This window comes from Poseidonibacter lekithochrous (assembly GCF_018861145.1).
In the GTDB taxonomy this organism is placed as follows: Bacteria; Campylobacterota; Campylobacteria; order Campylobacterales; family Arcobacteraceae; genus Poseidonibacter; species Poseidonibacter lekithochrous_A.
In genome coordinates, this window is record NZ_JAHKQT010000023.1 from 186,037 (window position 1) to 212,509 (window position 26,473).

The window sequence follows — 26,473 nt, forward strand, 5'->3', positions numbered from 1 at the left end:
TAAGGTTTAAAATGGATATAAAAGTTCAAGCAATGGGTGATTATCAAACAAATTGTTATATTTTAACAGTTGATGGTAAAGATTTAATAATTGATCCAGGTGTTGATTCACTTAGATGGATAAAAACGCAAGTTACAAATCCTATAGCAATATTAAATACTCATGGACATTTTGATCATGTATGGTCAAATACTGAAGTACAAAAAGAGTATAACTTAAAAATTTATACTCCAAAAGATGATAACTTTATGTTAGAAAAAGATCCATATGGATTAGGGATGATACCATCAACTGCTGATGTATTAATCGAACCTAATGAAGAAATTGAACTTGAAGGAATTAAAATAAAATTCCACCATTTTCCAGGACATACTCCAGGATGTTCTGCTATTCAAGTAGGTGAGCACTTATTTACAGGTGATTTTATTTTTAAAGGAACAATTGGAAGATTTGATTTTCCATTTTCTAATGCTCTTCAAATGAAACAAAGTATTAATAAAGTATTAACATGGAATGATGATTTTCATATTTATCCAGGTCATGGAGATAAAACAACATTAAGAAGTGAAATACATACATTAAAACAATGGGAAGCTAGTATATAAAGGACTAATTTGAATCCAACTTGTGAAAACATTATTAAAATAAATGAAGAATTAAAGCTGCTAAATAAATTAGAAGATATTTATTTAACAATATTTAAACGTTTAAAAGCAGAATATAATATTTCTGAATTGGAAATATTGTTAAAAACCATAGATAAAACTGAATCCTTATTTAAATCATCAGAAATTATTTATGATGATTTTCTAAATAGCTTAAAATATATTGAGAATGAAAGTACTCAAATATATTTCTTAGTTTATTCAAAAACAAAAGAAAACAACGATTTAATCATCAAAGAATTACCTAAATTAAAACTTGCTTTAGAATTTTATTCTTCATCTTTATATAATAAATATCTAGAAAATTCTATTCATGAACTTTCAATTGTAGATTCTATTACTGGTGCATTTAATAGATCTTATCTAGATGTTTATGTTGATAATATACTTAGCATATCAAATAGAGAACAGAAAAAAGTTGGTTTCTTAAAAGTTGGAGTAGATCAATTTAAAGCTGTGATTGATGAATTTGACTATACAATTGGTGATAAGGTATTAATAGAACTTACATCTACATTAAAAGAGAGTGTTAGAATATCTGATATTGTTATTAAAATGTCAGAAGATGAATTCCTAGTAATATTATTAAATGTTATTAATGAAAACAATGCTACAATAGTAACAGATAAATTGATTAATAACTTTTCACAAAGAAAAGTTTTAATTGATGAAGACACAAAGCAAACTCTAAAGAAAACTATCTGTGTAGGTATGTCTATTTTTCCTGATGATGCGACTAACATAGATGATGCAATAAAAAAAGCAGATATTGCATTATATGAAGCAAGAAATATAGGAAGAAGTAAGTTATATAAGTATAGTGAAGAGAGTGTAAATGCAATTGATTTTTTTTAGGTGGTAATTTTGAAAAATAAAATTTTAGACTTAATTAAGTCATCAACAAATAATGAAAAAGATTTCATTGCTTTAAATAGTATATTTATTTTATATGAACAATTACAATATGCTACAAATATTAATCAAATGGCTGAAGATATTTATTCATGGCTAAATAAAGAGTTTAGTATTGATAATGTTGTTTTTGCACTATTTGATATTAATACAAATGCAAGAGAAGAAATTTTTGTAAAAGGAGAAGATTTTTATCTAGATGATGAATATTCTTGTTTTTTTATTATAAATACTCATACAAATCTAAATGCAACAGTATCTTTCAATGCTACTTCAAATGTTCATTTTCAAGTAATACAATCTAAATATAATACAATTGAAGCTGCATTTTTTCAAATCTCACCAATAATTCAAAATGGAATTATGAAGAAAAACTTTATAGAATCATCTTCTTTAGATTCTGTAACAAAAGTTTATAACAGAAGTTACTTAATAAAAAATCTAACAAAACATCTTACCCTTACAAAAAATAAAGAGCCAGAGATTTATTTCCTTATGATAGGAGTTGATAGATTTAAAGCAGTAATTGATGAGTTTGATTATGATGCAGGAGACAAAGTATTAATAGAGTTAGCAAAAGTAATTCACTCTAATATCAATGAATTTGATATGGTAGCAAGACTTAATGCTGATGAATTTTTAGTTACAATAGTAAGTAACTCTTCTGAATATGAAGCTTTAGAAACAGCTCAAAAAATTATAAAAGATTTTGCATCTAAAAAAATCCTTGTTGATGAAGAGAAACAACAAACATTATTAAAAACTACATGTATTGGTTTTGTTAAATTTGATATCAATGAAGACGGAAATATTACTGATTCAATAAAAAATGCAGATATTGCACTTTATGAAGCGAAAAATAAAGGAAGAAGTCAATTATTCAAATATTCTGATTTAAAAGAAGAAGATACAATAGATTTATTTTAAGCTATTGTATCTTTTGAGCTTTCATATAAACTCTTTTTGGTGCAGGATAACCTTCCACCGTTTTAGTTTTATCCTTCTCATCTAAAAAATCTTCTAAACTTTGATCAAATGACCAAGGAGTTTTTCTTTGTTCTTCACTAGTTGTAGTCGTAACTGCAATAACTTCAATATTTTCAAAGCCAGCACGACTTAGCCAATTTGTTAAAGCAGAAATTGTAGGAATAAAATAGATATTAGGAATTTTAGAATACCTTTTATTTGGCGTTAAGCAAATTTCATCTTCACCATCTATCATAAAAGTATCAATTAAAATCTCACCTTTAGAGTTTAAACCTCTAGCAAGAGACTTTAAAGTTCCTACTGGATCAGCCCTATGATATAAAACACCTAACATAAATATAAAGTCGAATTTATGATTATAAAATTCTAAGTGTTCAACACCTAACATTTCATAAGTTATATCTGATTTTACAAAATGATTAATAAACTCAAACTGATGTAATGTTAAGGGTGCAGGATCAAAACCAATTAATTTTTTTGGTTTATCTTCTAACATTCTAAACATATAATATCCATTATTACAACCAATATCTGCAACAACTTTATCTTTTAGATTAAAGTGAGGTCTTATTAAATTATATTTAATATTACTTTGCCATTCACTATCTATTTCTATACCAAATAAATTAAAAGGTCCTTTTCTCCATGGTATAAGTATTTTGGCAGTTTCCTCAACTAATTGTAACTCTTCTTTTGTTAGATCTTCTTTCTTTCCAACACTAAACCAATCCCCATAATCAATTGATAAATTATCAATATTTATAGTCTTTGAAACTTCTTGAATCTTTGTAAACCAAGGTTCAACATTCTTCCAAGCTCTACAATCTTCTTTCTTTTTTTGTAATGTAATTAAATCCATTTGCAATTATAAGTATTTTAAATAAAATGTTATCTTAAATCAATAAGAAATAAACCCTTCTTTTGTTATAATCCTATTTTACTCACAAATATAAAATTTAGTACTCATTGTTAACGTTGAGTTAACTACTTATGAATATAATTAGAGAATATTTTAAAAAGGATTTTTATTGAAAATTTCAAGCGTCTTATTTTCTTTTAAGACAACATTAACTTTACTTGCTATTTTAGCAATTGGAGCTGGTTATGCTACTTTTATTGAGAATGATTTTGGTACATCATCAGCTAGGGTATTAGTTTATAATAATATTTGGTATGAAACAATATTAGTATTAACTACTGTTAACTTAACTGGTATTATATTTAAATATAAAATGTGGAAAAATACTCCTAGGTTTATTTTTCATACTTCATTTGTTGTTATTTTAATTGGTGCAGGAGTTACAAGATATACAGGATATGAAGGTATTATGCAAATAAAAGAGGGAACTACAGAAAATAGAATGATTTCTTTAGAGCCATATTTGCAAGTAACAATTAAAGATGGTGAAGAAACGTATTTTAAAGAATACCAAATGGAATTTGCTGCATTATCTGAAGAATCAGATTTTGCAATTAGTGTAGAAGAATTCTATAATAAATTTGACCATACTATCGCTTTTGGTGAAAAAGAAGTAAATATTTTATATAAAAATTTCTTTTTAGCAAAAAAAGGTACTGCAAAAATGGGTATGTTAACTATTGATGTTACAATTGATGGGGAAACACAAGAGCTTAAATTACCAGGGAGAAGAAGTCAAAAAGGTCTTCAAAGAGAACTAAAATTTGGTGATGTTTCTGTATTCTTAGAGTATGGTTCTAAAGTACTTACTTTACCATTTGCTATTAAATTAAATGATTTCCAGCTTGATAGATATCCAGGAAGTATGTCTCCTTCATCTTATGCTTCGGAAGTAACTGTTATTAAAAAAGATGCTACTACTTATGATTATAGGATTTTTATGAATAAAACTATGCATGAAGGTAACTTCTTATTTTTCCAAAGTTCTTATTTCCCAGATGAAACAGGTACAGTATTATCTGTAAATAATGATCCAGGAAAATGGCCAACATATTTAGGATACTTCCTTTTAACTTTAGGACTTTGTTTAAACTTCTTTGATAAAAAATCTAGATTTAGAAAACTTACAAAATTTGTTGATTCTAAAAGTATTGCATCAATCGCAGCTGCCTGTATATTCGTATTTAGTGCAACATCACTAAATGCAGATGAAACTGATGCTGATTTTAAAGTCAAAGCACAGCAAACAGTCGAATATTTAAAAACTTTTAAAAATGAATCAGCACAAACTGCTAAAAACTTTGCAAGACTAGTAACTCAGAGTTCTTCAGGAAGAATGAAACCTATCTCATCTTTAAATAGAGAGATTGTTTTAAAGCTAAGTGGTAAAACTGAATTTTTAGGAATGAATGCTGACCAAATTGTACTTGGTATCTTAACTCGTCCTGAAGTTTGGAGAGATATTAAATTAATTAAAATTAAAACTCCAAAACTTAAAAATTTTATTGGTGTTGATGCATCAAGAAAACATATTGCATTTGCTGAAGTATTTAAAGATGGCAAATATCTTTTATCAAAAGAATCAGAGAAAGCTTCTTTATCTAAGCCAAATGAAAGAGGAACTTACGAAAGAGATATTATAAAAATAGATGAAAGATTGAATATCATCTATGCAGTATTTAACGGAAGTTTATTCAATATCTTTCCTAAAGTAGAAACAGCAGAAGAAGCAAAAGATGCAAAGATTAAACATAGATGGTATACACCAATGGATGCTATGAATGATTTTGAAGGTAGAAATAAAACAGCTGTTGAAGCAATGACAAGAGGTTTAATTAACGCTGTTATTCAAAATAACTGGAAAGATGCAAATAGCTTTATTAAGATGATAGCAACATATCAAGAAAAAGTTGGTTCAAATGTTGTATTAAGCCAAGCAGAAATTGATAATGAAATAATGTTTAATGAAATAGATATTTTTCCAAAAGTTATGTTAGCTTATATTTTCTTAGGAATTATTATATTGATTGCTGCATTCTTTGTAGTATTTAATCCTAGTATTAAACCTAAAAAAACTACTTTTGTTTTCTTTGTATTACTTTCTTTAATATTCGCAGTTCATACTTACGGAATGGGATTTAGATGGATTATTTCTGGACATGCTCCTTGGTCTGATACCTATGAGACTTTATTATATATTTCATGGTCAGCAATATTTGCTGGAATTATGTTCTTTAGAAAATCTTTATTAGCACTAAGTGCTGCTGTTATTGTTGCAGGTATTTTTATGTTTACTGCACATTTAACTGGTATTGATCCACAAATTACAAACTTAGTTCCTGTATTAAAATCATACTGGTTAACTATTCACGTATCAATTTTAACAGCATCTTATGGATTCTTTGCACTTGCGGCAATCTTAGGATATATGACATTAATTATGTTTATCTTTAGAAAAAATAGACCTCATATTGATGAAACAATTAAACATGTTACTGCAATTATTGAGATTGCATTAATTGTTGGACTTGCAGCTATTACTATAGGAAATTTCCTTGGTGGAATTTGGGCAAATGAGTCTTGGGGTAGATACTGGGGATGGGATCCAAAAGAAACTTGGGCTTATGTATCAATTGTAGTATATGCAATAGTTGTACACTTAAGATTTGTTAAACCTCTTTCAACTCCATTTGTATTTGCAGCAGCAGCACTTATTGCCTTCTCTACAATTCTAATGACATACTTTGGAGTTAACTTCTATCTTGCAGGAATGCACTCATATGCTACAGGAGATCCTATTCCTATTCCTACATGGGTTTATTATGTTGTAGCAATAGTAGTTGTTACAATAGCTTTAGCTTATAAAAATAGACATTTAAAACCACTAGTAAAAAACTAAGAAGAAATTCTTAGTTTTTACAACTTTTATTTTTTTTTGATATAATCAGAAAAAAATAAAGGACACTTCTTGAGTCAAATAATAGACATATTTAAAGAAATTACTTCAATTCCTAGATGTTCAGGAACTCACACTCCATTTATAAATTATATGAAAGAAATATCATCAAAAGCTGGTTTTATATGTATTGTTGATGAATTCAATAATATCTTGATAAAAAAAGAAATATCAAATGCAAAACTTGTTTTCCAATCACATTATGATATTGTTTGCTTAAGTGATAATTGTGTTCCAATAATTGTACAAAATGCAGATATTTTAAGTGCAGAGAATTCAACATTAGGTAGTGATAATGGAATTGGTTGTGCTTATATGATTCAACTGATTCTTGATGGTGTTGATGCAGAGTATTTATTTACTTCCGATGAAGAAATAGGACTTATTGGTGCAAATAATTTAGCTTTAGAATTAAAAGCACCATATATGTTAAATCTTGATAGTGAAGAAGAAGCTGGTATTTGTATTGGTTGTGCAGGTGGAGTTGATATTTTTGCTACAAATTCAAATAAAAAGATTATTCCTAATGACGAAAATCTAGATCTTTATGAAGTTAGTATTTCAAAACTTCAAGGTGGACACTCTGGCGTTGATATTGATAAAAATATTCCAAATGGTATAAAACTACTTGCACAAACTATAAAAGATGCAGATGCTAAGCTTTTAGATATAAACGGTGGGGAGAGAATAAATTCAATCCCAGTTAATGTAAAAGCAATTATTGCATCAAAGCAAATGCCAATTGCATCTCATGAAAATATTACAATTACAAAAATAGATACAAAAAGTGAACACTTAAATATCTATGATGAAAAAATTATTGATTTTATAGCAAGTTTTAAAAATGGAGTTAGAAGTTTAAATAAAGATTTAGGTGTAGTTCAAAACTCTATAAACCTTGCTATTATTAAAACAAGTTTAGATGAGATTAAAATTGAGTTAAGTGCTAGATCTATGGCAAATGATGAATTAGCACAACTTAAAGATGAAACAATAAAAATGCTAGAAGAACATAATTTTACTGTTACTACGGATGGGAAATATCCAGCATGGAAACCAGATATAAATGAGTTTACAAATAAAGTATTAGAAATATATAAAGAAGTAAATCCTAAAGCATCGCTTGAAGCAATTCATGCAGGACTTGAATGTGCAATATTTAAAGATAAATATCCAGATATTAAAGTAGCTTCAATAGGTCCTAGCATCGAATTCCCACATTCAAAAAAAGAAAGAGTTTCTATTACTTCTGTTGAAAATGTATTTAAAGTAGTTCAAAAAATTGTAAAAGAGATGTCTTAAACTACCACCAAGTTACAAAAAATCTTTCAATAACTGTTTTTCCATCTTGTATTTTTTTAGACCACACGAGTGGAGAAGCAGTAATTTTTATAAAGAATTCTAAATCTTCAATAGCCTTTTCATAGCTTTCCCATGTTTTATTTGATTTAGGATCACTTAACCAATCAAATCTATGAGGAACAAAAAACTCCATGCGTTTAAAAGATTCATCTTCACAAAACTCTTTAAAACTTAAATAATATCCGTGAATACAATCATTATTAATCAAGTCAAAATCTTTTTCTTTTAAATGTCTTGGAAGAAAAACATTCCCTTTAAAAAGTATTTTTTGCTCAATATTATCTAAGTCAATACCTTCTAAATATGCTTTTGTATCTTTGTTAAAAAGTAAAGGAAACTGTTTATTTTTAAGTTTTTCTAGTTTTAAAAGTAAAGTATCACTTCTGTTTGGTCCTACATATCTATCTATCTCATTTTCAAAGCTATCATCATAAACATAAAATTTATACTGCATCTCAACATGAATATATTTATCTCTTTTTTTATCAAAAAGAATAAAATCTATTTCGCCTAAAGTCTCTTTGTTATGAATAATTTGTTTGTTTTTTATGATTTTTTCATATCTAGAAGAGTAATCAATAATAGCTTCAAAGAAGTACTCTACCCTCTTTCCTAAAGGAAGTTGTTGAAGTATTTCAATATTACTTATATCAAAGTTTTCAATATCAATATCTTCTATATCAAATAAATCTAAGCCATAAAAACTATTGTTAAATAAAGATGGAGTCTTATAAAACCCTTTAAATTGCTCTTTCAAAACTATAAAACTACATATTTACAATTATAAAAATCATCCATTAGTATTCTAAGGGCTGACTTATCTAAAGCATCTTTATAAGCTATAACATATCTAAATTCAACATTTTTTATTTCTAATTGATTTTCTTTTACGTATTTCATTGCATTTGTATAAAATATTTTTATATCTTCATCATGTATTGATTTTGCCTCAATTGTATTATTAGATTGAATTAAAAATATTTTTTCACCTTTAACACAAATTAAGTTTAATCCTTCTTTTTTTACTTTGTAGCCAATATCTTCATATTTTTTTACTGTACGAACTTCTAATGTCAAACCATTTTTCTCATTTTCTTCATTTAATTTTTTTCTTTTTACTTTATCTCTTCTATTAATAAACATCTTAAAGAGTACTATTACTATAATTATTGGAAATAAATGCCATAATTGATATACTGCATTGATTATAATATCGCTTAAACTACCCATTATTGTTTTTCATATTATTCATTTTTTATATCCTAGTTTTATTAATTTGACCTTTTCGATTATATGATAATTTAGATTTTAAAGATATTTAGGAGTCTTGACCTTCTGTTGTTTACTTTCATTTACTTTATATTTATAAATGATTTAAATCATTTATGTATCATTTCACATAATAAGATGACGGAGAATAATAAATGAATAAAGCAATAGAGTACTTCTTAAAAAACTCACGTCTTAACTATACTCTTTTAATTTTTATACTTATAATGGGTATTTTTGCTTATATAAAAATACCAAAAGAGATGTTTCCTACTGTTACTTTAGACAGTATTCAAGTTTCAGGAAGTTATAGTGGGGCTAGTGCAGATAATCTAAACAATTTTGCCGTAATAGAAATAGAGAATCAAATAGATACTATTTCAGGTATTGAAGAGATAAAATCAACTATTAGAAATGGAAGTTTTAATATTGAAGTTGAACTTCAAGATGGAGTTGATAAACAAGAAGTTAAAGATGATATTAGTGATGCTGTGAGTGCTGCTAAAAAATATCTTCCAAGTGATATGACGGAACCTACTGTATCAAGTGTTGAACGACAAAAATCACTTTTAAATGTATCTATATCTTCACAAGATAGAACAAAAGCCCAAATATTAGATATCGCAGATACCATCAAGGCAAAATTGTATCAAGTGTCTAGTATTAGTGAGATTGAGATATTTGGAGATAGTGATTTACAAATAGATCTTTATTTGGACCATAAAAAAATAAATATGTATGGCTTAGAAAGTAATTTAGTTATATCAGCACTTCAAAATTTTTCCTATATATATCCAGTTGGCCAAATTGAACAAGTAGGAAATCATGTATATCTAACTGCAAATAATAATAAATTTGATAAAGAATTATGGGAAAATACAATTATAAAAGTAAATGATAAAAAAGTTTATTTAAAAGATATTGCTGACATTTCAATTGATTATCCAACAGATGAAACAATTTCAAGATTAAATGGAAAAACTACTGTATCACTTAATGTATATAAAAATGATGAAGGTGATTCAATCGCTGTTGCAAATAAAATTCAAGATATCTTAGAAGAGTATGAAAAAACAAGTAGTGATTTAACTATAAGTGTTACAAGAGACTCTTCAGGTCCTGTTGGTGATAGAATAAAAACTATCATATCAAATATTACTTTAGGACTTATATTAGTTGGTCTTACTATGCATATTCTTATTTCTACAAGATTATCATTAATAATAGTGATGGGAATACCATTTTCATTTATTTTAGGTCTTTTAGTTATCGAAACCATGGGATATAGTTTAAATATGATTTCATTAATGGCTATTCTTATGTCTCTAGGAATTGTAGTTGATGATGCAATTATTGTAAGTGAAAATATACAAAGGCATTTAGATGAAGGCTCGGAATTAGATGAGGCTGTTTTAAATGGTGCAAAAGAGATGATAGCTCCTGTATTAATTGCAGCATTTACTACAATTTTCGCATTTTTACCTATGTTATTAATAAGTGGAGAATTTGGTATCTTGATGATGCTTATACCAATAGTTATTTCTGTATTAATATTTGCATCACTTATTGAATCATTTATATTTTTACCTCTTCATGCAAAACATATCTTAAAAAGAAAAGATAAAATGCTTGATTGGACAAAGGCATATGATTTTTATGAAAATATTTTACATAAGGTAATACACTATAAAAAAACTTTTTTAGTTATGTTTTTTATAACTGTTCCTTTAATCACTTATCTTTTAATAAGCCAAAGTAGATTTCAAATGATGCCAGATATGGTTTCTAGAAATGTAACACTATCTTTTAAACTTGATGAATCAAAATCTTTAGAAGAGACAGACGTTATTACAAAACGATATGAAGAAATTCTTTTAAAAAATGCCAAAAAAATATTTATTAAAAATATCGATGCAACAGTTGGAAGATTTATAAATATAGCAAGTTCTAGTGAAATAATTGAAAATGGCTTTACTATAGCTTTAGAGCTTGAAGATACAAAAGAAGATGATTTTTTAAATAAATACGTTAATCCTGTATTGAATCTTAGCTTTGATTTTGAACAAGCAAGCAAGGTCCGAACAACCAATACAAATGAATCAATGGAACAAATAAGAGAACTTGTAACTCCTTTAACAAAGGAAGATAAAGTTGTAGAATTTAACGTAGTAACAAGCAGGATTGGTATAGTAAAAACTGATATTGAATTAAAACTAAGTAGTGATAATAAAACTGCTCTTTTAGCAGGTATCAATACTCTTAAAACCGCAATCAGTGAAATAAAGGGAACAAAAGATATTGCAGATGATACTCAATTAGGGGATGCAGAATATAAGTTTTCATTAAATAATTATGCAATGAATTTAGGACTAACAGATAAAGAGATAGCTTCACAGCTTACAAACTATTTTATGGAAAAAGATCAAGGTGATACTTTTAATAAAGATGGTGTAATCAATATTATGACTGAATCGATTTATAAAGATAGTATTGATGAACTTAATCACTTTTTAATAGCAATAGATAATAAAAAAGTTGAACTCTCACAACTTGTTGATTTTAAAATTGAGAAAAATTTTGAAAAGATTGAAAAAGAAGATGGATTAATTCAGAAAAAAGTATTTGCAAATGTAGATACAAAAATAACAAGTGCAAATGAAGTTATAGCAAAACTTGATTCTACGATTAAAAAGATAGAAAAAACAGGTGTAAGCATAGGATTTGGTGGTGAACGCGAAAAAAGTGCACAAATGGCAAGCGATATGATAAAAGCTTTTATGGTTGGTTTATTTTTGATATTTTTAACACTTCTTATAAATTTCCCATCTTTTAAAAGTGCATTTATTATTCTTTCTGTTATTCCTTTTACTGCCTTTGGAGCAATTTTAGGACACACTATTATGGGAATAAATCTAAATTCACAATCATTTATAGGAATGTTAGGACTTGCTGGAGTTGTAATTAATGATGGAATTATTATGTTAGATTTCTTGCATGATACAAAAAATAGAAAAGAGTTCTTTATAAAAGCAAAACAAAGAGTAAGACCAATTTTAATTACATCAATTACTACGATACTAGGACTTTCTACTTTAATATTCTTCCCAACCGGAGAATCTATAATGCTTCAACCAATTGCTATTTCTCTTGGTTTTGGTATTGCTTGGGGAACGATATTAAATCTTATTTATGTACCTGCTTTATACGCAACATTATTTAAAATAAAGGATTAAATTATGAAAAAATATTTATTAATATTAATAACACCATTTATACTATTTGCTCAAAGTTATATGGCGAAAGTTCAACCATATGATACATTTACAATATATGCACAAGCTTCAGGACAAATTGTAAAACTTGATAAAAGTGATGAAACAACAGTTGTAAATAAAACTCTAATAAAATTAGACACTAGTTTAGAACAAAAACAGTTGGAAATTTACAATAAACAACTTAGTTTATATAATAAAAAGTTGAAAATATTAGAAGATAGTTATAAAAAATACATAACTCTTAAAGGTAAAAGTCAAGCAGAAAAAGATGATAAATTATATGTAATAATTGAACTTCAAATCTCTATAGAGTCATTAAAATTAAATATTAAAACTTTACAAGATACTTTAAAAAAGAAAGCAATTTTAGCAAAAGATTTATATATAAAAGAGTTTAAAGTAAATGTAGGAGACTATGTATCTATTGGTACAGAACTAGCAAGTACGTATGATATAAGTAAATCAAAGCTTTTAGTATATGTCTCTGAAGATGATTATAAAGATATAGAAAATAAAAAAGTGTTAATAAATGGGAAAGAGAACATAGCAACAATAGAAAAAATTGATAAGACTTTAGATGAGACATTTGTATCTGCACATAAAATTACACTAACATTAAAAGATGATGATTTTGGGAAAGTTTTAAAAGTGGAGTTTGTAAAATGAGAAATTTATCGAAAATAGTATTAGTATCCTTAGCACCATTATTGTCTTTTTCTAATGAAATACAGACATTATCAGATACAAAACAAGAAATAATTAAATTAAAACAAAAACAAATAGAGCAAAAAGAACAATCAAATAAATATGATTGGGTTTCTGATGTCAATTTAAATGCTAGTATTTCTAAAGATGAAGAGGATAGAAGAACAAATGACTATTACTTATCTATTTCACAAGAAATATTTAATTTTGGTGGAATAAGATCTCAAATAGATTATGCAACACAACTTAAGAAAATGGAAAGTTTAGATTTAGATATTAATACAAAAGATGATTTAAATACTATTTTCTCTTTATTAGTAGATGTAAAAATAAATGATATATCATTAGAACAAAATACATTAAACCTTAAAAATAGTGAAATAAGCATAAGAAATAAAAAATCTGAATACAAAGCTGGGCAGCTTGATATCAGTGATTTAAACGATGCTATAATGACTAAAAATGAATTAAGTGATGCAAAAAAAGAATTAAACTTAGCAAAACTAGTAAATATAAATAGTATTAAAAAATATACTAGTAAAAACTATAAAGAAATAAATATACCTGATATAAAACTAATGAATAAAGATACTTATATACAAAATGCAACATCAATAAACTATGCAAAATTAGATGCAACTGTAAATAAATCATTATATAAAATAAAAAAAAGTGACTACTTACCTTCTTTAGCTCTTACAGGAAGATATGGATATGAAGATAGCAATGAAATGAATGGTGATGATTACTATAATTATGGATTAGAACTATCTATGCCACTTAGTTTAACTGCATCAAATGAAATTGAGCAAAGTAAATTGGATTACTTAATAAGTCAAAAAGAATTAGCAGAGGAACAAATAAATAGTTTATCTACCTATGAAGAAGCAGTTTTAAGTATAAATAGTTATAAAGATAGAATAACTCTTGCAAAAAAAGATATTAAACTTTATGATGAACTTTTAGAAGTAAATGAAGAAGAGTATAATGCAGGATATAAAACTATTGATGATGTTGAAACACTAAAAAATTCTAAGTTAATTAGAGCTTTGGATATTAAAACATATAAATTAAATATTCAAAAACAGATATTAAAACTATATTTTAATATCTCAAAAGTTTAAAACCCTATTCTCTTGGGTTTTTTACTTTGTTTATTTCCATAGTATATTTATATACCATAAAATCAAACATTCTTGTATTTTCATTTTTTTGAAAGAAAAAAATCATTTCTATTAGTCTAAAAGACATTCTAAAGAAGCCTGCAAAAGGAATTATGTATGTGATCATAGTAGAGTAAGTTCTATAAGGATAATAGTTATCAAGTTCATCTTTTAATTCTTTTAATACCATACTCTCTTTTTGTAGTGTATCTCTATCTTGTGTTGAAATTGTTCTGATTGCTAGAAAGAAGTTAATTACAAACATCAAAGCATTTAAATTCCAACCAATTATACATATATCTAAGTAGCTCATATATTCTCCATTTTTTGTTAAAAGAATTATATCTAATTGTTTTTGATATAATTTGAAAAAATAATAAAAATGGAAAATTATGACTTTTAATGGATTTAAAAAAGAAGGTATAGAATTTTTAGAGCAATTAGAACTAAATAATACAAAGGTTTGGTTTGAAAACAATAGACATATTTGGGAAGAGCATATTTTAAGACCAAATATAGCTTTTGTGGAAGAAATGGGAGAAACTTTAGAGATACTAGTTCCTACAATTAAAGCAAAACCTAAAGTATCTGGTTCTTTATTTAAAATATATAGAGATACAAGATTTTCAAAAGATAAAACACCAATGAAAGATAAGATTGGAATAATCTTTTGGCAGGGACTTGCTCATAGAATGCAAAGTGCTAGTTATTATTTCTTTTTTAATACACAAATGTATTATATAGCAACAGGAATTAGAACTTTTAAGCCACCTTTATTAAAAGCTTATAGAAAATATATTCAAAATAAAACAAATGCTATGACTTTACATAATATCTTAGAAGATATAAAACAAAAAGGATATCAACTTCCAGAACCAAAATACAAAAGATTGCCACAAGGTTTTAAAGAAGAAGATGAATACTCTTATCTTTCAAAATACAATGCAATTTTTGGCTTTCAAACTTACGAACTAGATGATACTTTTTATAAAGAAGAAATAGTAGATAAAGCTTTTCAAGTTTTTCAAGATATGGATCAATTAAGACAATGGTTATATGAGCTTACACTTACGGTTGAGAATTAATTAAGGATATTAAATCATTTTAGTATAATCACTTTTTTAAAATAAATAAAATGGAAAACAATGAAATTAATTGAAGATAATATCACACAAACTTTAGATGAAATTTATTTAGTAGAAACACTAAACTTAGATAATAAAACAATTTTAGAATTAGGATGTGGAAATGCATCTATGACAAAACAAATTGCTCAAAATGGTTCAAATAGAAAAGTAATTGCTTGTGAAGTAGATGTTGTACAACATAAAAAGAATTTATTACTTGATATTCCAAATATTGAGTTTAAACTAAATGGTGCAGAAGATATTGACCTTGAAGATAATAGTGTTGATGCTATTTTTATGTTTAAGTCTTTTCACCATATTCCTTATGATTTAATGAAAACAGCCTTAAAAGAGATTAAAAGAGTTTTAAAGCCAAATGCACTTGCATATATCTCTGAGCCTTTATTTAAAGGTGAACAAAATGAACTTATTGCAATGTTTCACAATGAGGAAAAAGTACGTACTGATGCGTTTGAACATATAAAAGAAGCAGTAGAAAATGAAGAGTTTAAGCTCTTTAGGGAGTTGTTCTTTCAAACAGAAATTAAATATAAAGATTTTGATGACTTTAAAATAAAGCAAATGAACTTATCTTACAATGACAATAATATAACAAATGCTTTAGAAGAAAAAATAAAAAATAAATTTAACAACTATAATAATGGGAAAAATGCATCTTTTATGAAGCCATTTAGAGTTGATATTCTACAAAAAATATAAAATTAAGAGTAAAAAGTATGACAAACAACGAATATAATAAAAAAATAGAAAAATTAATAAAATGGGCACATGCTTATTATGTAGAGGATAATCCACAAGCTAGTGATGAAGAGTATGATTTATTAAGTAGAGAGTGTTTAGCTTTCGAGCAAGAGAACCCCTCTCTTTCACATCCAAACTCACCAAACAAAAGAGTTGGCGGCTTTGTACTAGAAGGTTTTAATAAAGCAAATCACTTAAGTAGAATGTGGTCACAAGAAGATGTATTTAATACAAAAGAGTTAGAAGATTGGATTACTCGAGCTAAAAAAGTAAATACAAACTTAGAATTTTACTGTGAACCAAAGTTTGATGGAGCATCTTTAAATCTTATTTATGAAAATGGTTTATTAAAACAAGCAATTACAAGAGGTGATGGAAGTACGGGTGAAGATATTACAAATAATGTAAAAACGATCCACTCAATTCCTTTAAAAATTGAGGAGAAATCACTTTTAGAAATTAGAGGTGAAATTGTAATAAAAAAAGCAGATTTTGAAAAGATAAATCAAGATAGATTAAAAAACAATGAAGCATTATTTGCAAACCCTAGGAATGCAGCCGCAGGAAGTTTAAGACAATTAGATCCAAGTATTACGGCAAAAAGAAAACTTTTCTTTAATGTTTGGGGTATTGGAGAAAATTCTTTAGAGTTTGATAAAAATAGTGAAAGAATGAATTATATTTACTCATTAGGCTTTGCTAAACCACCAATGCAAACACTTACAAAAACAGTTGAGGGAATTGAAAAACTTTATCATGAAATAATAGCTGCAAGAAATGATGTAGAAATGATGCTTGATGGAATGGTTATAAAAATTGATGATTTAGAAACACAAGAAGAATTAGGACATACAGTTAAATTTCCTAGATATTCATGTGCTTATAAATTTCCAGCAGTTGAAAAGACTACAAGAATAGTAAATATAATCCAACAAGTAGGAAGAACAGGAGTTATAACTCCTGTTGCTATTGTAGAACCCACTTTAATTGATGGCTCTACAGTTGAAAGAGCCTCACTTCATAACTATGATGAAATTGCAAGACTTGATTTGAGAATCCATGATGAGGTAATTATTATAAAAAGTGGCGATATTATTCCAAAGATTACTAAGGTATTTACAGACAGACGGGATGGTACTCAAGAAGTTATAAAAAGACCAACACAATGTCCACAATGTCAAAGTGAGCTTTTAGATGAAGGAACGTTAATCAAATGTCAAAACCTTGATTGTCCTTCAATTGTTGCTAATTCCATTATATATTTTGCATCAAAAAATTGTATGAATATTGATGGTTTAGGAATAAAAATAGTTGAACAATTAGTTAGTGAAAAAAAGATCTATGATATTTTAGATTTATACTCTTTAACATATGAAAAACTTCAAGATTTAGAAGGTTTTAAAGAGAAGAAAATATCTAATCTTTTAAACTCTATAGAAAATACAAAAGGTACGACTCTTCACAGAGTAATAAATGCATTAGGAATAGAACATATTGGAGAAGTAGCTTCAAAACAAATCTGTTTAGAGTTTGGATTAAATGTAATAAGTATTGATTTCGATTCTCTTGTTGCTCTTGATGGTATTGGTGAGCAAATGGCTAATTCTTTTACAGAGTTTATGAGAGTAAATAAAGACTTAGTTTTAAAGCTACTTGATATTATAAAACCTGTTGTAGAAATAAAAGTAGAAATTCAGGAGAATAATTTCAAAGATAAAACAGTTGTATTAACAGGAACGATGAGTGTTAGTCGTGGTGTTATAAAAAAACAACTTGAAGCACTTGGAGCAAAAGTTGGTTCTTCTGTTTCTAAAAAAACAGATTATTTAATATATGGTGAAGACGCTGGAAGCAAATATGATAAAGCAATTGATTTAAAAGTAAAGACATTAACAGAAGATGAGATGAATGCATTAATTTAAATGTGTTACTTTTTTCTATAGTTCATTAAACTATCTAAATAATTCACTCAATTGCTAGGTATATACTATATTTTTATTTTATAATGAATCAAAATTTAAATATATTTAGAATAAGGCTACGTAAATGAGTGAAGAAATTAAAAGAGAAAAATCATTAACTATGACAATGCTAATGACACCTGATAAAGCTAATTTCTCAGGAAAAAATGTTCATGGTGGTGAAATATTAAAGATGTTAGACCATGTTGCATATGCTTGTGCAGCAAGATATACAGGAATGTATGCAGTTACATTATCAGTTGATATGGTATTATTTGAAAATCCTATAAAAATTGGTTCATTAGTAACTTTCCATGCATCTGTAAATTATACAGGTAGAACATCAATGGAAATTGGTATTAAAGTAATTTCTGAAGATATAAAAGATCATACAATTAAAAATACAAACGTTTGTTATTTTACAATGATTGCTGTTGATGAAGAAGGAAAACCAACTCCTGTTCCAAAGCTAAATCTTGTAACTGAAGACGATAAAAGAAGATATGAAGATGCTATTAGAAGAAGAGAATCTAGAATGACTGCTAGAACTGGAAAATAGTTAATTAATCAAAAAAAGGGGGATGATTTAAATCATCCCCCTTTTTTTATGTCTATTATAAAAATATATTAAGCTTTTTGCTCAATATATTCTTCATAAGAACCTTTGAAATCTATAATAGATCCATCAGATTGAATTTCTATAATTCTATTTGCATAAACATCAAGTAATTCCCTATCATGTGAAACACAAATAACAGAACCAGGATATGCAAGTAATCCTTCACCTAGTGCAATAATAGCTTCTAAGTCAAGGTGGTTTGTAGGCTCATCTAAAACCATAAAGTTAGGTTGTTCTAACATGATTTTTGAAAGCATCATTCTGTGTTTTTCACCACCAGAACATGACTTAACTTTTTTCTCTTGCTCAGTACCATTAAATAACATTCTACCAAGACAGTTTCTAATTTCAGAAATATCTGCATTTCTATCAAAATCTCTTAACCAATCATATAATGTAATATCACCATCAATTAAATCAGTTGCATTTTGAGGGAAATACCCGTTTTGAATTGTTGCACCCCAGTGAATATCTCCAGAGTCAGGTTTCATGTTTTCAACTATAATTTCACATAAAGTTGTTTTACCTGCACCATTTGGACCTATTAAAGCAATTTTATCATCTTTTTCAACAGTAAAAGAAATATCATTTAATACAACTTCTCCATCAAAAGATTTAGATATATTTTTAACACTAAGTAATTCTTTACCAACTTCTCTTTTTTGTTTAAACATAATAGAAGGATCACGTCTTGAAGAAACTTTAATTTCTCCAACATTTAATTTATCAAGTTGTTTTTGTCTTGATGTTGCTTGTTTTGCTTTAGACGCATTAGCACTAAATCTAGTAATGAATTTTTCTAATTCTTCTTTTTCTTTAAGCTTTTTGTTTACATCTGTTTCATTTTGTTTTGTAATTAACATAGAAGCAATATACCAATCATCATAATTACCAGAGAACTCTCTAATTTGCTTATAATCAACATCTAAGATATTTGTACAAACAGCATTTAAGAAGTGTCTATCATGTGAGATTACAACCATAGTACCATCATGATGTTGTAATTGATTTTCTAACCAACCAATAGTTTCAATATCAAGGTTATTCGTAGGCTCATCTAAAAATAATACATCAGGTTTTGGATATAAAACTTGTGCAAGTAACACTTTAAATTTATCTCCACCTGTAATAGTTGACATTAAATCTGTTTGTTGAGCAGCAGGGAAACCTAAATCTTCTAAAATTTTAGTAATTTTTACATCATATTCATAAGTTGGATCTTCTTCACAACAAATAATTTCTAATTCACCTAATCTATCACCCACTTCATCAGTATATTCATCTAGGTATAATTTTTCTTTTTCTTTTATTGCATCAAATAGTCTTTTGTTTCCTAAAAGTACTGTATCAAAAATAGAATAGTTTTCATACGCAAATTGATTTTGTCCTAAAGTTCCAACTTTTTTACCATTTTGAACTTGGATTTCACCTTCAGTTGCTTCTTCTTTACCAGATAAAATATTTAAAAACGTTGTTTTACCAGCACCATTAGCACCAATTAATCCGTATCTTTTACCAGCATCTAATTTTACATTTATTTCTTGAAATAAAACTCTTGGACCAAAAGCTTTTTTAAGGTTTACAGTTTGAACCATATTGTATTCTTCTCCATATTTTAGTATTCTTTTCTTGTTATGTCGCGATTATATCTAAAAAAATTTATTCTAAAGTTAAAGTTCACTATCAAAAGCTAAGGCTATAATATCTTCTTCTGTTATCTCAGTTTTCTTCTTTTCAACAGGAGGATTTTTGATTTTTAAAACTTTTTCTTTTAATTCATTTAGATTATATTTTGTTAAATTTAAAATTAATGTATCTGTAATCTTTTCTTTTGTTAATGAACCATCATCTATCATTTTTTTAATAGCACTATTCAATTTATTTTTTATAGCTTCATGTTTTTTTTCTTCATCTGTTAATGAAATATAAGCCCTATCTAAATAAGACATTACAACAGAACCTGGATATTTATATGTAACTACTGATTTATATACATATTTATGGTTTTTTAAATTATCTAATTTAACTCCTGTAAAAACAGCTCCATGAACAGTCTTTAAACCTTCTAAATCTTTAATTGGATTATGAGAACATACATAATCTTCTTTTACAATTGATGGTGAATATTTTAAAGATGAAATATTGTTTTTAAGAACAATAAAACTACCTCCAACTTCTTTTGGAGCTCCTTTTAAAGATGAAATTTCATTTTTATAGCAGTGGAAATCTCCTGTAACTTTTGTAGGGGAACCTTCAAGAGATATTAATTCATTATCACTAATATCAAAATTCCCATCAACAATATTGAATTTAAGAGGTAATTTTATTAAATTTGATAATTTGTCAGCTAAACGAACATCACCATTTACATCAACTGAATTATCTTTTAATATATGAAAATTAGCAACCCCATGATTTTTTAACCATCTGTTAATATCATCAATATTTGATAATTCAACTAAAGGTTTATATATATGGGCAACTACTTCACTACCTTTATATCTCCAAAGATTTTTTTCTTCATCATGAGAACTTGTTACATGGTTTAAACGAATATCAGTAATTAAATCCCAGCCAATTTCATCTGATATATTTTCTAAATCTGTTAAATTATTATCATTACAAATATAATCATGTCCAACAGTAATTGGTCCACCTGTTAAATCTTCAATAAAATTACTAGAGCAATCAAAGTAAGTTTCAACATATTTAGCTCCACCTTTCAATGAACCTATTTTATTATTTGAGCAATTAAAATGTCCCTTAACAGTTCGAGGAGCTCCTTTAATTGAGATTATTTTATTATGACTACAATCAAAAGAACCATCAACTTCTTTAGGACAATAAGATAAAGTTGATAATTCATTTTTAGAACAATCAAAGTCACCAACTTTATAAGGTGCTCCAAATAATGATTCTAAATCATTATTAGAACAATTAAAATCCTTTAATACACTTTCCGGACTTCCTTCAAGAGATGTTAATGAATTGTTACTAATATCAAAATACCCATCTATAGATTTGAACTTAACTGGTAATTTTTTAACTGACAATTTTGCATTTAAATTAACATTACCAAAAACACTTACTTCTAAATCATCATTTATAATATAATTATTTATTGAAAATTTATTTAGCCATTCCTCTATTTGTGGAACACTTTTCATTTAGTACCTTTTATATATTTATGTAAATTGTATTCTAACATCTTCTATCTTATTGAGTCTGAAATTAGTTCAAAATAATATTAATTTACTAAATTTTAAGTATGCAACAGCTAAGATTTTATCGTTATATACTTAAGTATACAAGGAAAGAAATTGAAATTTTCATCATCACTTACTCTTTTAAATGCTAAAACGCCATTTTTATTAGAAAAAAGAATACTTTTATTGGAAGCAATTTTAGAACATGGATCTATATCAAAAGCAGCAAAAGCTGTACCTATGAGTTATAAAAGCGCATGGGATGCAATAAATAGTATAAATAACCTCTGCGAAAAAACTGTTGTATTAAGAGAAACTGGTGGTATTGGTGGTGGAGGTGCTACTGTAACTGAATATGGTAAAAACCTAATTAATAGTTATACAGTTTTACAAAAAGAACATTCAAAGTTTCTGGAAAGACTTACTAAATTAACAGATTTTAATTCAGGTAATTTAAAATCTTTACAAAGGTTTACAATGCAAATTAGTGCAAGAAATCAACTACTAGGAAAAATAGAAGATATACAAATTGATAATGTTAATGCAAATATTATTCTAAAAACAAAAAGTAATCAAAGATTGGTATCTTCAATTTCTAAAAATTCTGTAGAGAATTTAACACTTAAGAAAAATAAAGAAGTTCTTGCAATTTTCAAATCTAATAGTGTCATGATATCAAATAATAACTTAAAAGGCTTTAGTGCAAGAAATAAGATAAAAGGACTTATAACGAAACTAAATTATAGTGAAGTTAGCTGTGAAGTAAATCTTTTAGTAGATGATTCAGATGTAATAACTTCTGTAATAACAGCAGAATCAGCTAAGGAATTAAAACTTGAAATAAACCAAGAAGTATATGCAATCATAAAATCTTCTGATATTATGATTGGAAACTAATTAAGGAGTATTAAATGATAAACAAAATATTTATTGTATTAATCTTATTGGTATTAAATATTAATGCAAAAGAAATTACAATTGCCCTCGCAGCTAATGTTTCTTATGCAATAAAAGATTTAATTAAAGAATTTAATATACAAAACCCTAATACAAAAGTAAATGTTATAATAGGAAGTAGCGGTAAGCTAACAGCTCAAATAACACATGGTGCACCATATGATTTATTTTTATCCGCAAATATGAAATATCCTAATGATTTATATAAAAATAATTATTCAAAAACAATTCCAAAAGTTTATGCAAAAGGTTCATTAGCATATTTTTCTACTAAAAAACTTGACTTTGCTAAAAGTCTAAATGACTTATTAGAAGATAAAAATATTAAACAAATTGCCATTGCAAATCCTAAAACTGCACCTTATGGAATTGCAAGTTTTGAAGCTTTGAAAAATGCAAAAGTTTTTAATAAAATTAAATCAAAATTTGTATATGGAGAATCAATCTCTCAAACTATTATGTACAGTGTAAGTGCTACAGATATGGGAATCATTGCAAAGTCTTCTTTGTTTTCTGAAAATATGAGTCAATACATAGAGAATATCAATTGGAAAGAAATTGATGCTAAGTTATATACTCCAATAAAACAAGGAATAATAATACTAAAAAGAACAAAAAATAAAGATGAAGCTCAAGCTTTTTATGATTTCATCTTTACTAAAAATGCAAAAGATATCTTTACTAAATATGGATACTTAATTGATGAATAGATTACAAGCAGTTGTAATAAAGATTGATAGCCTAGAAAACCTTACAATTGTTCAATTTGAGTTCAAAGATATAATACTATCAATGATGAGTTTAGAACTATCAAATATTGATTTAGGTACAAAAGTTCTTTTAAGCATAAATGCCTCTCATATAGCTATATCAAAGGGTTTATCAGGTGATATTAGTCTTTCAAATAGATTTAATTGTATAATAAAAAAACTAGTTAAAGGTAAACTATTAAGCTCAATTACCTTAGATTTCCAAGGTACTCCTTTAACAAGTATTATTACTACAAACTCTGTAAATAGAATGAATTTAAAAGAAAATGATGAAGTTACAGCTTTAGTAAAAGCAAGTGAATTATCAATACAAAAGGTTATAACGTAATGAACTACTTAAGTAATTTAGAACTAGATCCCTTTATTCTATCCTTTAAATTAGCACTTATAACTACTACCCTTTTATTTATTATTTCTTTACCATTAGCTTGGTATTTATCACAAACAAAATCAAAATTTAAACCAGTTTTAGAAGCAATAACTGCTCTTCCTATTGTACTGCCGCCTTCAGTTTTAGGTTTTTATTTACTTTATACTTTATCACTTAACTCTCCTCTTGGAAGTTTTTTTAATGAATATTTAGGAATAAAATTAGTTTTTAACTTCACTGGACTTGTTGTAGCTTCTTGTTTTTATAGTTTGCCTTTTATGGTTCAACCAATGCAGAGTGGTTTTGAAAGCTTAAACAAGAATATGCTTGAGGCTAGTTATATTAGTGGAAAAAATAAATTTACTACAATCTTTAGAGTTGCACTACCAAATATCAAACCTGCACTTTTAACTGCTATTATCATAACCTTTGCACATACAGTTGGTGAGTTTGGTGTAGTGTTAATGGTAGGTGGAAGTATTCCAAATGAAACAAAAGTAGCATCAGTTGCAATTTATGAATACGTAGAAATACTTGACTATGCAAATGCTCATATATATAGTGCCATTATGTTAATCATGAGTTTTATCGTGTTATTTAGTGTTTATGTATTTAATGCCAAACAGAAAAAAACGTTTATTTAGGATTTATCATGAAAAAAGAAAATTTACTTATAGTTATTTCAACAGAAAATATTGACAGTATTTTAAAGTTCCCCCTACTTTATGGAGGTGTTTCAATTCCAAGAGGATATTGGAAAAGAGTACATATTATGTTTTGGGGTGCTTCAATTAAATCTGTTGTTAAAAGTAAAAAAATTAGAAAAAAAGTAATAGAAATACAAAAAGATGGTGTTGAATTTAGCGCTTGTATAGTTTGTGCCCAAGAATATAATGCAGTTAAAAAATTAGAAAAGAATTCAATTGTCTGTAATCATACGGGAGAGCTTTTAAATAAAGCTTTACAAAATGATAAAAAATGGTCAACACTTACAGTATGATAAAAATAGATATAAATAAAAAACTTCATGGTTCAAATGGTTCAATGACTTTAGATATTAACCTAGATATTAAAAAAGGTGATTTTATTGCCCTTTCAGGACTTAGTGGGAGTGGAAAAACTACCCTACTTCGTATTATAGCTGGTCTAGAAGAAGCTTCTGGAAAGATAAGTGTTGATAATGATATTTGGCTTGATGGAAAAGACAGTTTAAGTATTCAAAAAAGACAAATAGGTTTTGTTTTTCAAAACTATGCATTATTTGATAATATGAGTGTTGAGGATAATCTTTTATATGTAAAAAAAGATAAAAAACTCAGCTCAAAGCTTTTAGATATTACAGAGTTATCTTCATTGGCAAAAAGGTCTACAAATACTTTAAGTGGTGGACAAAAACAAAGAATTAGCTTATGTCGAGCCTTGATGAACAATCCAAAGTTATTACTTATGGATGAGCCTCTTTCCGCACTTGACCCAAATATGAGATTAAAACTTCAAAATGAAATATTACGTTTACATAATGAGTTTAATACTACAACTATTATGGTAAGTCATGAGCCAAGCGAGATTTATAGATTAGCTAATCGTGTTTTGGTAATGGAACAAGGTAAAATCATAAAAGATGGAAATGCAACAGAAATATTACTAAAAACATCAGGTTCTCAAAAGTTTTCTTTTGAGGGTGAAATCTTAGACATTATAAAAACAGATGTGGTTTATATAGCTATTATTGCCATTGGTCAACAATTAGTTGAAGTGGTATTATGCGAAGATGAAGCCATCAATTATCAAGTTGGAAATAAAGTTAGAGTTGGAACAAAAGCCTTTGCTCCAACTCTTTGTAAGATATAATTAATTATTTTATAAATTCAACTATATTTTCAAAAGGTTCTCGAACTTGTGGAGATTGTTCATTTAATCTATATCCAAAAGGAAGTACACAAGATACTTGAAATTTACTTGTATCAAGTTCTAAAACTTTTTCAAGATTTTCTTTTTCAAAACCTTCAATAGGACAAGAATCAATTCCTTTTGAAGCAGCACCTGTCATCATATTACCAGCAGCAATATAAGTTTGTCTTGCAGTCCATGAATAAATATTATCATCACTACTTAAAACATCTTTTAAATGTGAACCATAAATTCCAACATAAAATTCTAATTTATCATCAGGGAAACCTTTTCTTCCTAATTTAGTTCTTACTAAACCTGATTCTACTTTAACACTATCAATAGCGGCTAAAACAATTACTAAATGAGAACAAGAAGTAATTTGAACTTGATCCCAACAAAATGGTCTTATTTTTGCTTTTAATTCTTCATTTGTTATAACTAAAAACTTCCAAGGTTCCATACCAAAAGATGAAGGAGATTTTATCCCAGATTTTAAAATAAAACTCATATCTTCATCAGATATCTTTTTTGTATCATCAAATTCTTTACATGCATGTCTAAAATCCATAGCTTCCATAAATGTTTTATCCATTTT

The 26,473-nt window shown here is 26.9% G+C and carries 25 protein-coding genes; 18 read left to right on the forward strand and 7 right to left on the reverse strand.

Going from position 1 to position 26,473, the window contains the following annotated elements; all coding sequences use genetic code 11:
- The first annotated feature begins 11 nt into the window (after window positions 1-11).
- The 3 genes from KO488_RS09125 to KO488_RS09135 are packed head-to-tail and all read left to right on the forward strand — an operon-like array spanning window position 12 to window position 2,504.
- Window positions 12-605: an MBL fold metallo-hydrolase gene (locus tag KO488_RS09125; protein WP_216058491.1), complete on the forward strand. Its 594-nt coding sequence runs from the start codon at window positions 12-14 to the stop codon at window positions 603-605.
- 9 nt (window positions 606-614) lie between these two features.
- Window positions 615-1,520: a GGDEF domain-containing protein gene (locus KO488_RS09130; protein ID WP_216058492.1), complete on the forward strand. Its 906-nt coding sequence runs from the start codon at window positions 615-617 to the stop codon at window positions 1,518-1,520.
- Entirely contained in the window at window positions 1,521-2,504 is a 984-nt protein-coding gene (locus tag KO488_RS09135; RefSeq protein ID WP_303572292.1) for a GGDEF domain-containing protein, read from the forward strand.
- A 1-nt stretch (window position 2,505) separates the two neighbouring features.
- Here KO488_RS09135 and cmoB read toward each other — a convergent pair whose 3' ends face one another.
- Window positions 2,506-3,423 carry a tRNA 5-methoxyuridine(34)/uridine 5-oxyacetic acid(34) synthase CmoB gene (gene cmoB, locus KO488_RS09140; protein WP_216058494.1) on the reverse strand — a complete coding sequence of 306 codons (918 nt, stop codon included), beginning with the start codon at window positions 3,421-3,423 and terminating at the stop codon, window positions 2,506-2,508.
- A 169-nt stretch (window positions 3,424-3,592) separates the two neighbouring features.
- Between cmoB and ccsA the strand changes: the two genes are divergently transcribed.
- Together ccsA and KO488_RS09150 are read left to right on the forward strand one after the other, a co-directional pair.
- A complete protein-coding gene (gene ccsA / locus KO488_RS09145) occupies window positions 3,593-6,382 on the forward strand; it encodes a cytochrome c biogenesis protein CcsA (protein ID WP_216058495.1) in 2,790 nt (929 codons plus the stop codon).
- 69 nt (window positions 6,383-6,451) lie between these two features.
- Window positions 6,452-7,741: a M20/M25/M40 family metallo-hydrolase gene (locus tag KO488_RS09150; protein WP_216058496.1), complete on the forward strand. Its 1,290-nt coding sequence runs from the start codon at window positions 6,452-6,454 to the stop codon at window positions 7,739-7,741.
- A gap of 1 nt (window position 7,742) precedes the next feature.
- Here KO488_RS09150 and KO488_RS09155 read toward each other — a convergent pair whose 3' ends face one another.
- Complete coding sequence (locus KO488_RS09155; protein ID WP_216058497.1) at window positions 7,743-8,558, reverse strand: DUF1853 family protein; 816 nt, start codon at window positions 8,556-8,558, stop codon at window positions 7,743-7,745.
- Window positions 8,559-8,560: 2 nt separating this feature from the next.
- Window positions 8,561-9,031: a hypothetical protein gene (locus tag KO488_RS09160; protein WP_216058498.1), complete on the reverse strand. Its 471-nt coding sequence runs from the start codon at window positions 9,029-9,031 to the stop codon at window positions 8,561-8,563.
- Between the two features lie 194 nt (window positions 9,032-9,225).
- On the opposite strand from KO488_RS09160, the gene KO488_RS09165 reads away from it, so the two are divergent.
- The 3 genes from KO488_RS09165 to KO488_RS09175 are packed head-to-tail and all read left to right on the forward strand — an operon-like array spanning window position 9,226 to window position 14,174.
- Entirely contained in the window at window positions 9,226-12,303 is a 3,078-nt protein-coding gene (locus KO488_RS09165) for an efflux RND transporter permease subunit (protein ID WP_216058499.1), read from the forward strand.
- A 3-nt stretch (window positions 12,304-12,306) separates the two neighbouring features.
- A complete protein-coding gene (locus KO488_RS09170) occupies window positions 12,307-13,011 on the forward strand; it encodes an HlyD family efflux transporter periplasmic adaptor subunit (protein WP_216058500.1) in 705 nt (234 codons plus the stop codon).
- A complete protein-coding gene (locus KO488_RS09175; RefSeq protein WP_216058501.1) occupies window positions 13,008-14,174 on the forward strand; it encodes a TolC family protein in 1,167 nt (388 codons plus the stop codon). Before KO488_RS09170 ends, KO488_RS09175 begins: the two co-directional genes overlap by 4 nt.
- A gap of 4 nt (window positions 14,175-14,178) precedes the next feature.
- Here KO488_RS09175 and KO488_RS09180 read toward each other — a convergent pair whose 3' ends face one another.
- Window positions 14,179-14,526, reverse strand: coding sequence for a hypothetical protein (locus KO488_RS09180; RefSeq protein WP_216058502.1), 348 nt, complete (start codon window positions 14,524-14,526; stop codon window positions 14,179-14,181).
- A 79-nt stretch (window positions 14,527-14,605) separates the two neighbouring features.
- On the opposite strand from KO488_RS09180, the gene KO488_RS09185 reads away from it, so the two are divergent.
- The 4 genes from KO488_RS09185 to KO488_RS09200 all read left to right on the forward strand — a co-directional run bounded on the left by KO488_RS09185 (window position 14,606) and on the right by KO488_RS09200 (window position 18,622).
- Window positions 14,606-15,298: a TIGR02453 family protein gene (locus KO488_RS09185; protein ID WP_216058503.1), complete on the forward strand. Its 693-nt coding sequence runs from the start codon at window positions 14,606-14,608 to the stop codon at window positions 15,296-15,298.
- Window positions 15,299-15,358: 60 nt separating this feature from the next.
- Complete coding sequence (locus KO488_RS09190) at window positions 15,359-16,060, forward strand: class I SAM-dependent methyltransferase (RefSeq protein ID WP_216058504.1); 702 nt, start codon at window positions 15,359-15,361, stop codon at window positions 16,058-16,060.
- 17 nt (window positions 16,061-16,077) lie between these two features.
- Complete coding sequence (gene ligA / locus KO488_RS09195; protein WP_216058505.1) at window positions 16,078-18,024, forward strand: NAD-dependent DNA ligase LigA; 1,947 nt, start codon at window positions 16,078-16,080, stop codon at window positions 18,022-18,024.
- 124 nt (window positions 18,025-18,148) lie between these two features.
- The gene (locus KO488_RS09200) at window positions 18,149-18,622 is read left to right on the forward strand and encodes an acyl-CoA thioesterase (protein WP_216058506.1); all 474 of its coding nucleotides are present in this window, start codon (window positions 18,149-18,151) and stop codon (window positions 18,620-18,622) included.
- 68 nt (window positions 18,623-18,690) lie between these two features.
- Here KO488_RS09200 and abc-f read toward each other — a convergent pair whose 3' ends face one another.
- Window positions 18,691-20,277: a ribosomal protection-like ABC-F family protein gene (abc-f, locus tag KO488_RS09205; protein WP_216058507.1), complete on the reverse strand. Its 1,587-nt coding sequence runs from the start codon at window positions 20,275-20,277 to the stop codon at window positions 18,691-18,693.
- Window positions 20,278-20,352: 75 nt separating this feature from the next.
- Window positions 20,353-21,849 carry a hypothetical protein gene (locus KO488_RS09210; RefSeq protein WP_216058508.1) on the reverse strand — a complete coding sequence of 499 codons (1,497 nt, stop codon included), beginning with the start codon at window positions 21,847-21,849 and terminating at the stop codon, window positions 20,353-20,355.
- Between the two features lie 153 nt (window positions 21,850-22,002).
- Between KO488_RS09210 and KO488_RS09215 the strand changes: the two genes are divergently transcribed.
- Genes KO488_RS09215 through KO488_RS09240 form a run of 6 tightly spaced genes read left to right on the forward strand, consistent with a single transcriptional unit; the run spans window position 22,003 to window position 25,836 of the window.
- Window positions 22,003-22,785 (forward strand): TOBE domain-containing protein, encoded by a 783-nt coding sequence (locus KO488_RS09215; protein WP_216058509.1) that lies wholly within the window; start codon window positions 22,003-22,005, stop codon window positions 22,783-22,785.
- A 14-nt stretch (window positions 22,786-22,799) separates the two neighbouring features.
- A complete protein-coding gene (gene modA / locus KO488_RS09220; RefSeq protein WP_228319088.1) occupies window positions 22,800-23,555 on the forward strand; it encodes a molybdate ABC transporter substrate-binding protein in 756 nt (251 codons plus the stop codon).
- Window positions 23,548-23,943: a TOBE domain-containing protein gene (locus tag KO488_RS09225; protein ID WP_216058510.1), complete on the forward strand. Its 396-nt coding sequence runs from the start codon at window positions 23,548-23,550 to the stop codon at window positions 23,941-23,943. Before modA ends, KO488_RS09225 begins: the two co-directional genes overlap by 8 nt.
- Window positions 23,943-24,629 (forward strand): molybdate ABC transporter permease subunit, encoded by a 687-nt coding sequence (modB, locus tag KO488_RS09230; protein ID WP_216058511.1) that lies wholly within the window; start codon window positions 23,943-23,945, stop codon window positions 24,627-24,629. The genes KO488_RS09225 and modB overlap by 1 nt, the downstream gene beginning before the upstream one ends.
- Window positions 24,630-24,637: 8 nt before the next feature.
- A complete protein-coding gene (locus KO488_RS09235) occupies window positions 24,638-24,985 on the forward strand; it encodes a DsrE family protein (protein ID WP_216058512.1) in 348 nt (115 codons plus the stop codon).
- Window positions 24,982-25,836: an ABC transporter ATP-binding protein gene (locus KO488_RS09240; RefSeq protein WP_216058513.1), complete on the forward strand. Its 855-nt coding sequence runs from the start codon at window positions 24,982-24,984 to the stop codon at window positions 25,834-25,836. Before KO488_RS09235 ends, KO488_RS09240 begins: the two co-directional genes overlap by 4 nt.
- A gap of 4 nt (window positions 25,837-25,840) precedes the next feature.
- On the opposite strand, the gene KO488_RS09245 is transcribed toward KO488_RS09240, so the two are convergent.
- On the reverse strand, window positions 25,841-26,470 hold the full coding sequence (locus KO488_RS09245) for an NAD(P)H-dependent oxidoreductase (protein WP_216058514.1): 630 nt from the start codon (window positions 26,468-26,470) through the stop codon (window positions 25,841-25,843).
- Window positions 26,471-26,473 lie beyond the last annotated feature (3 nt).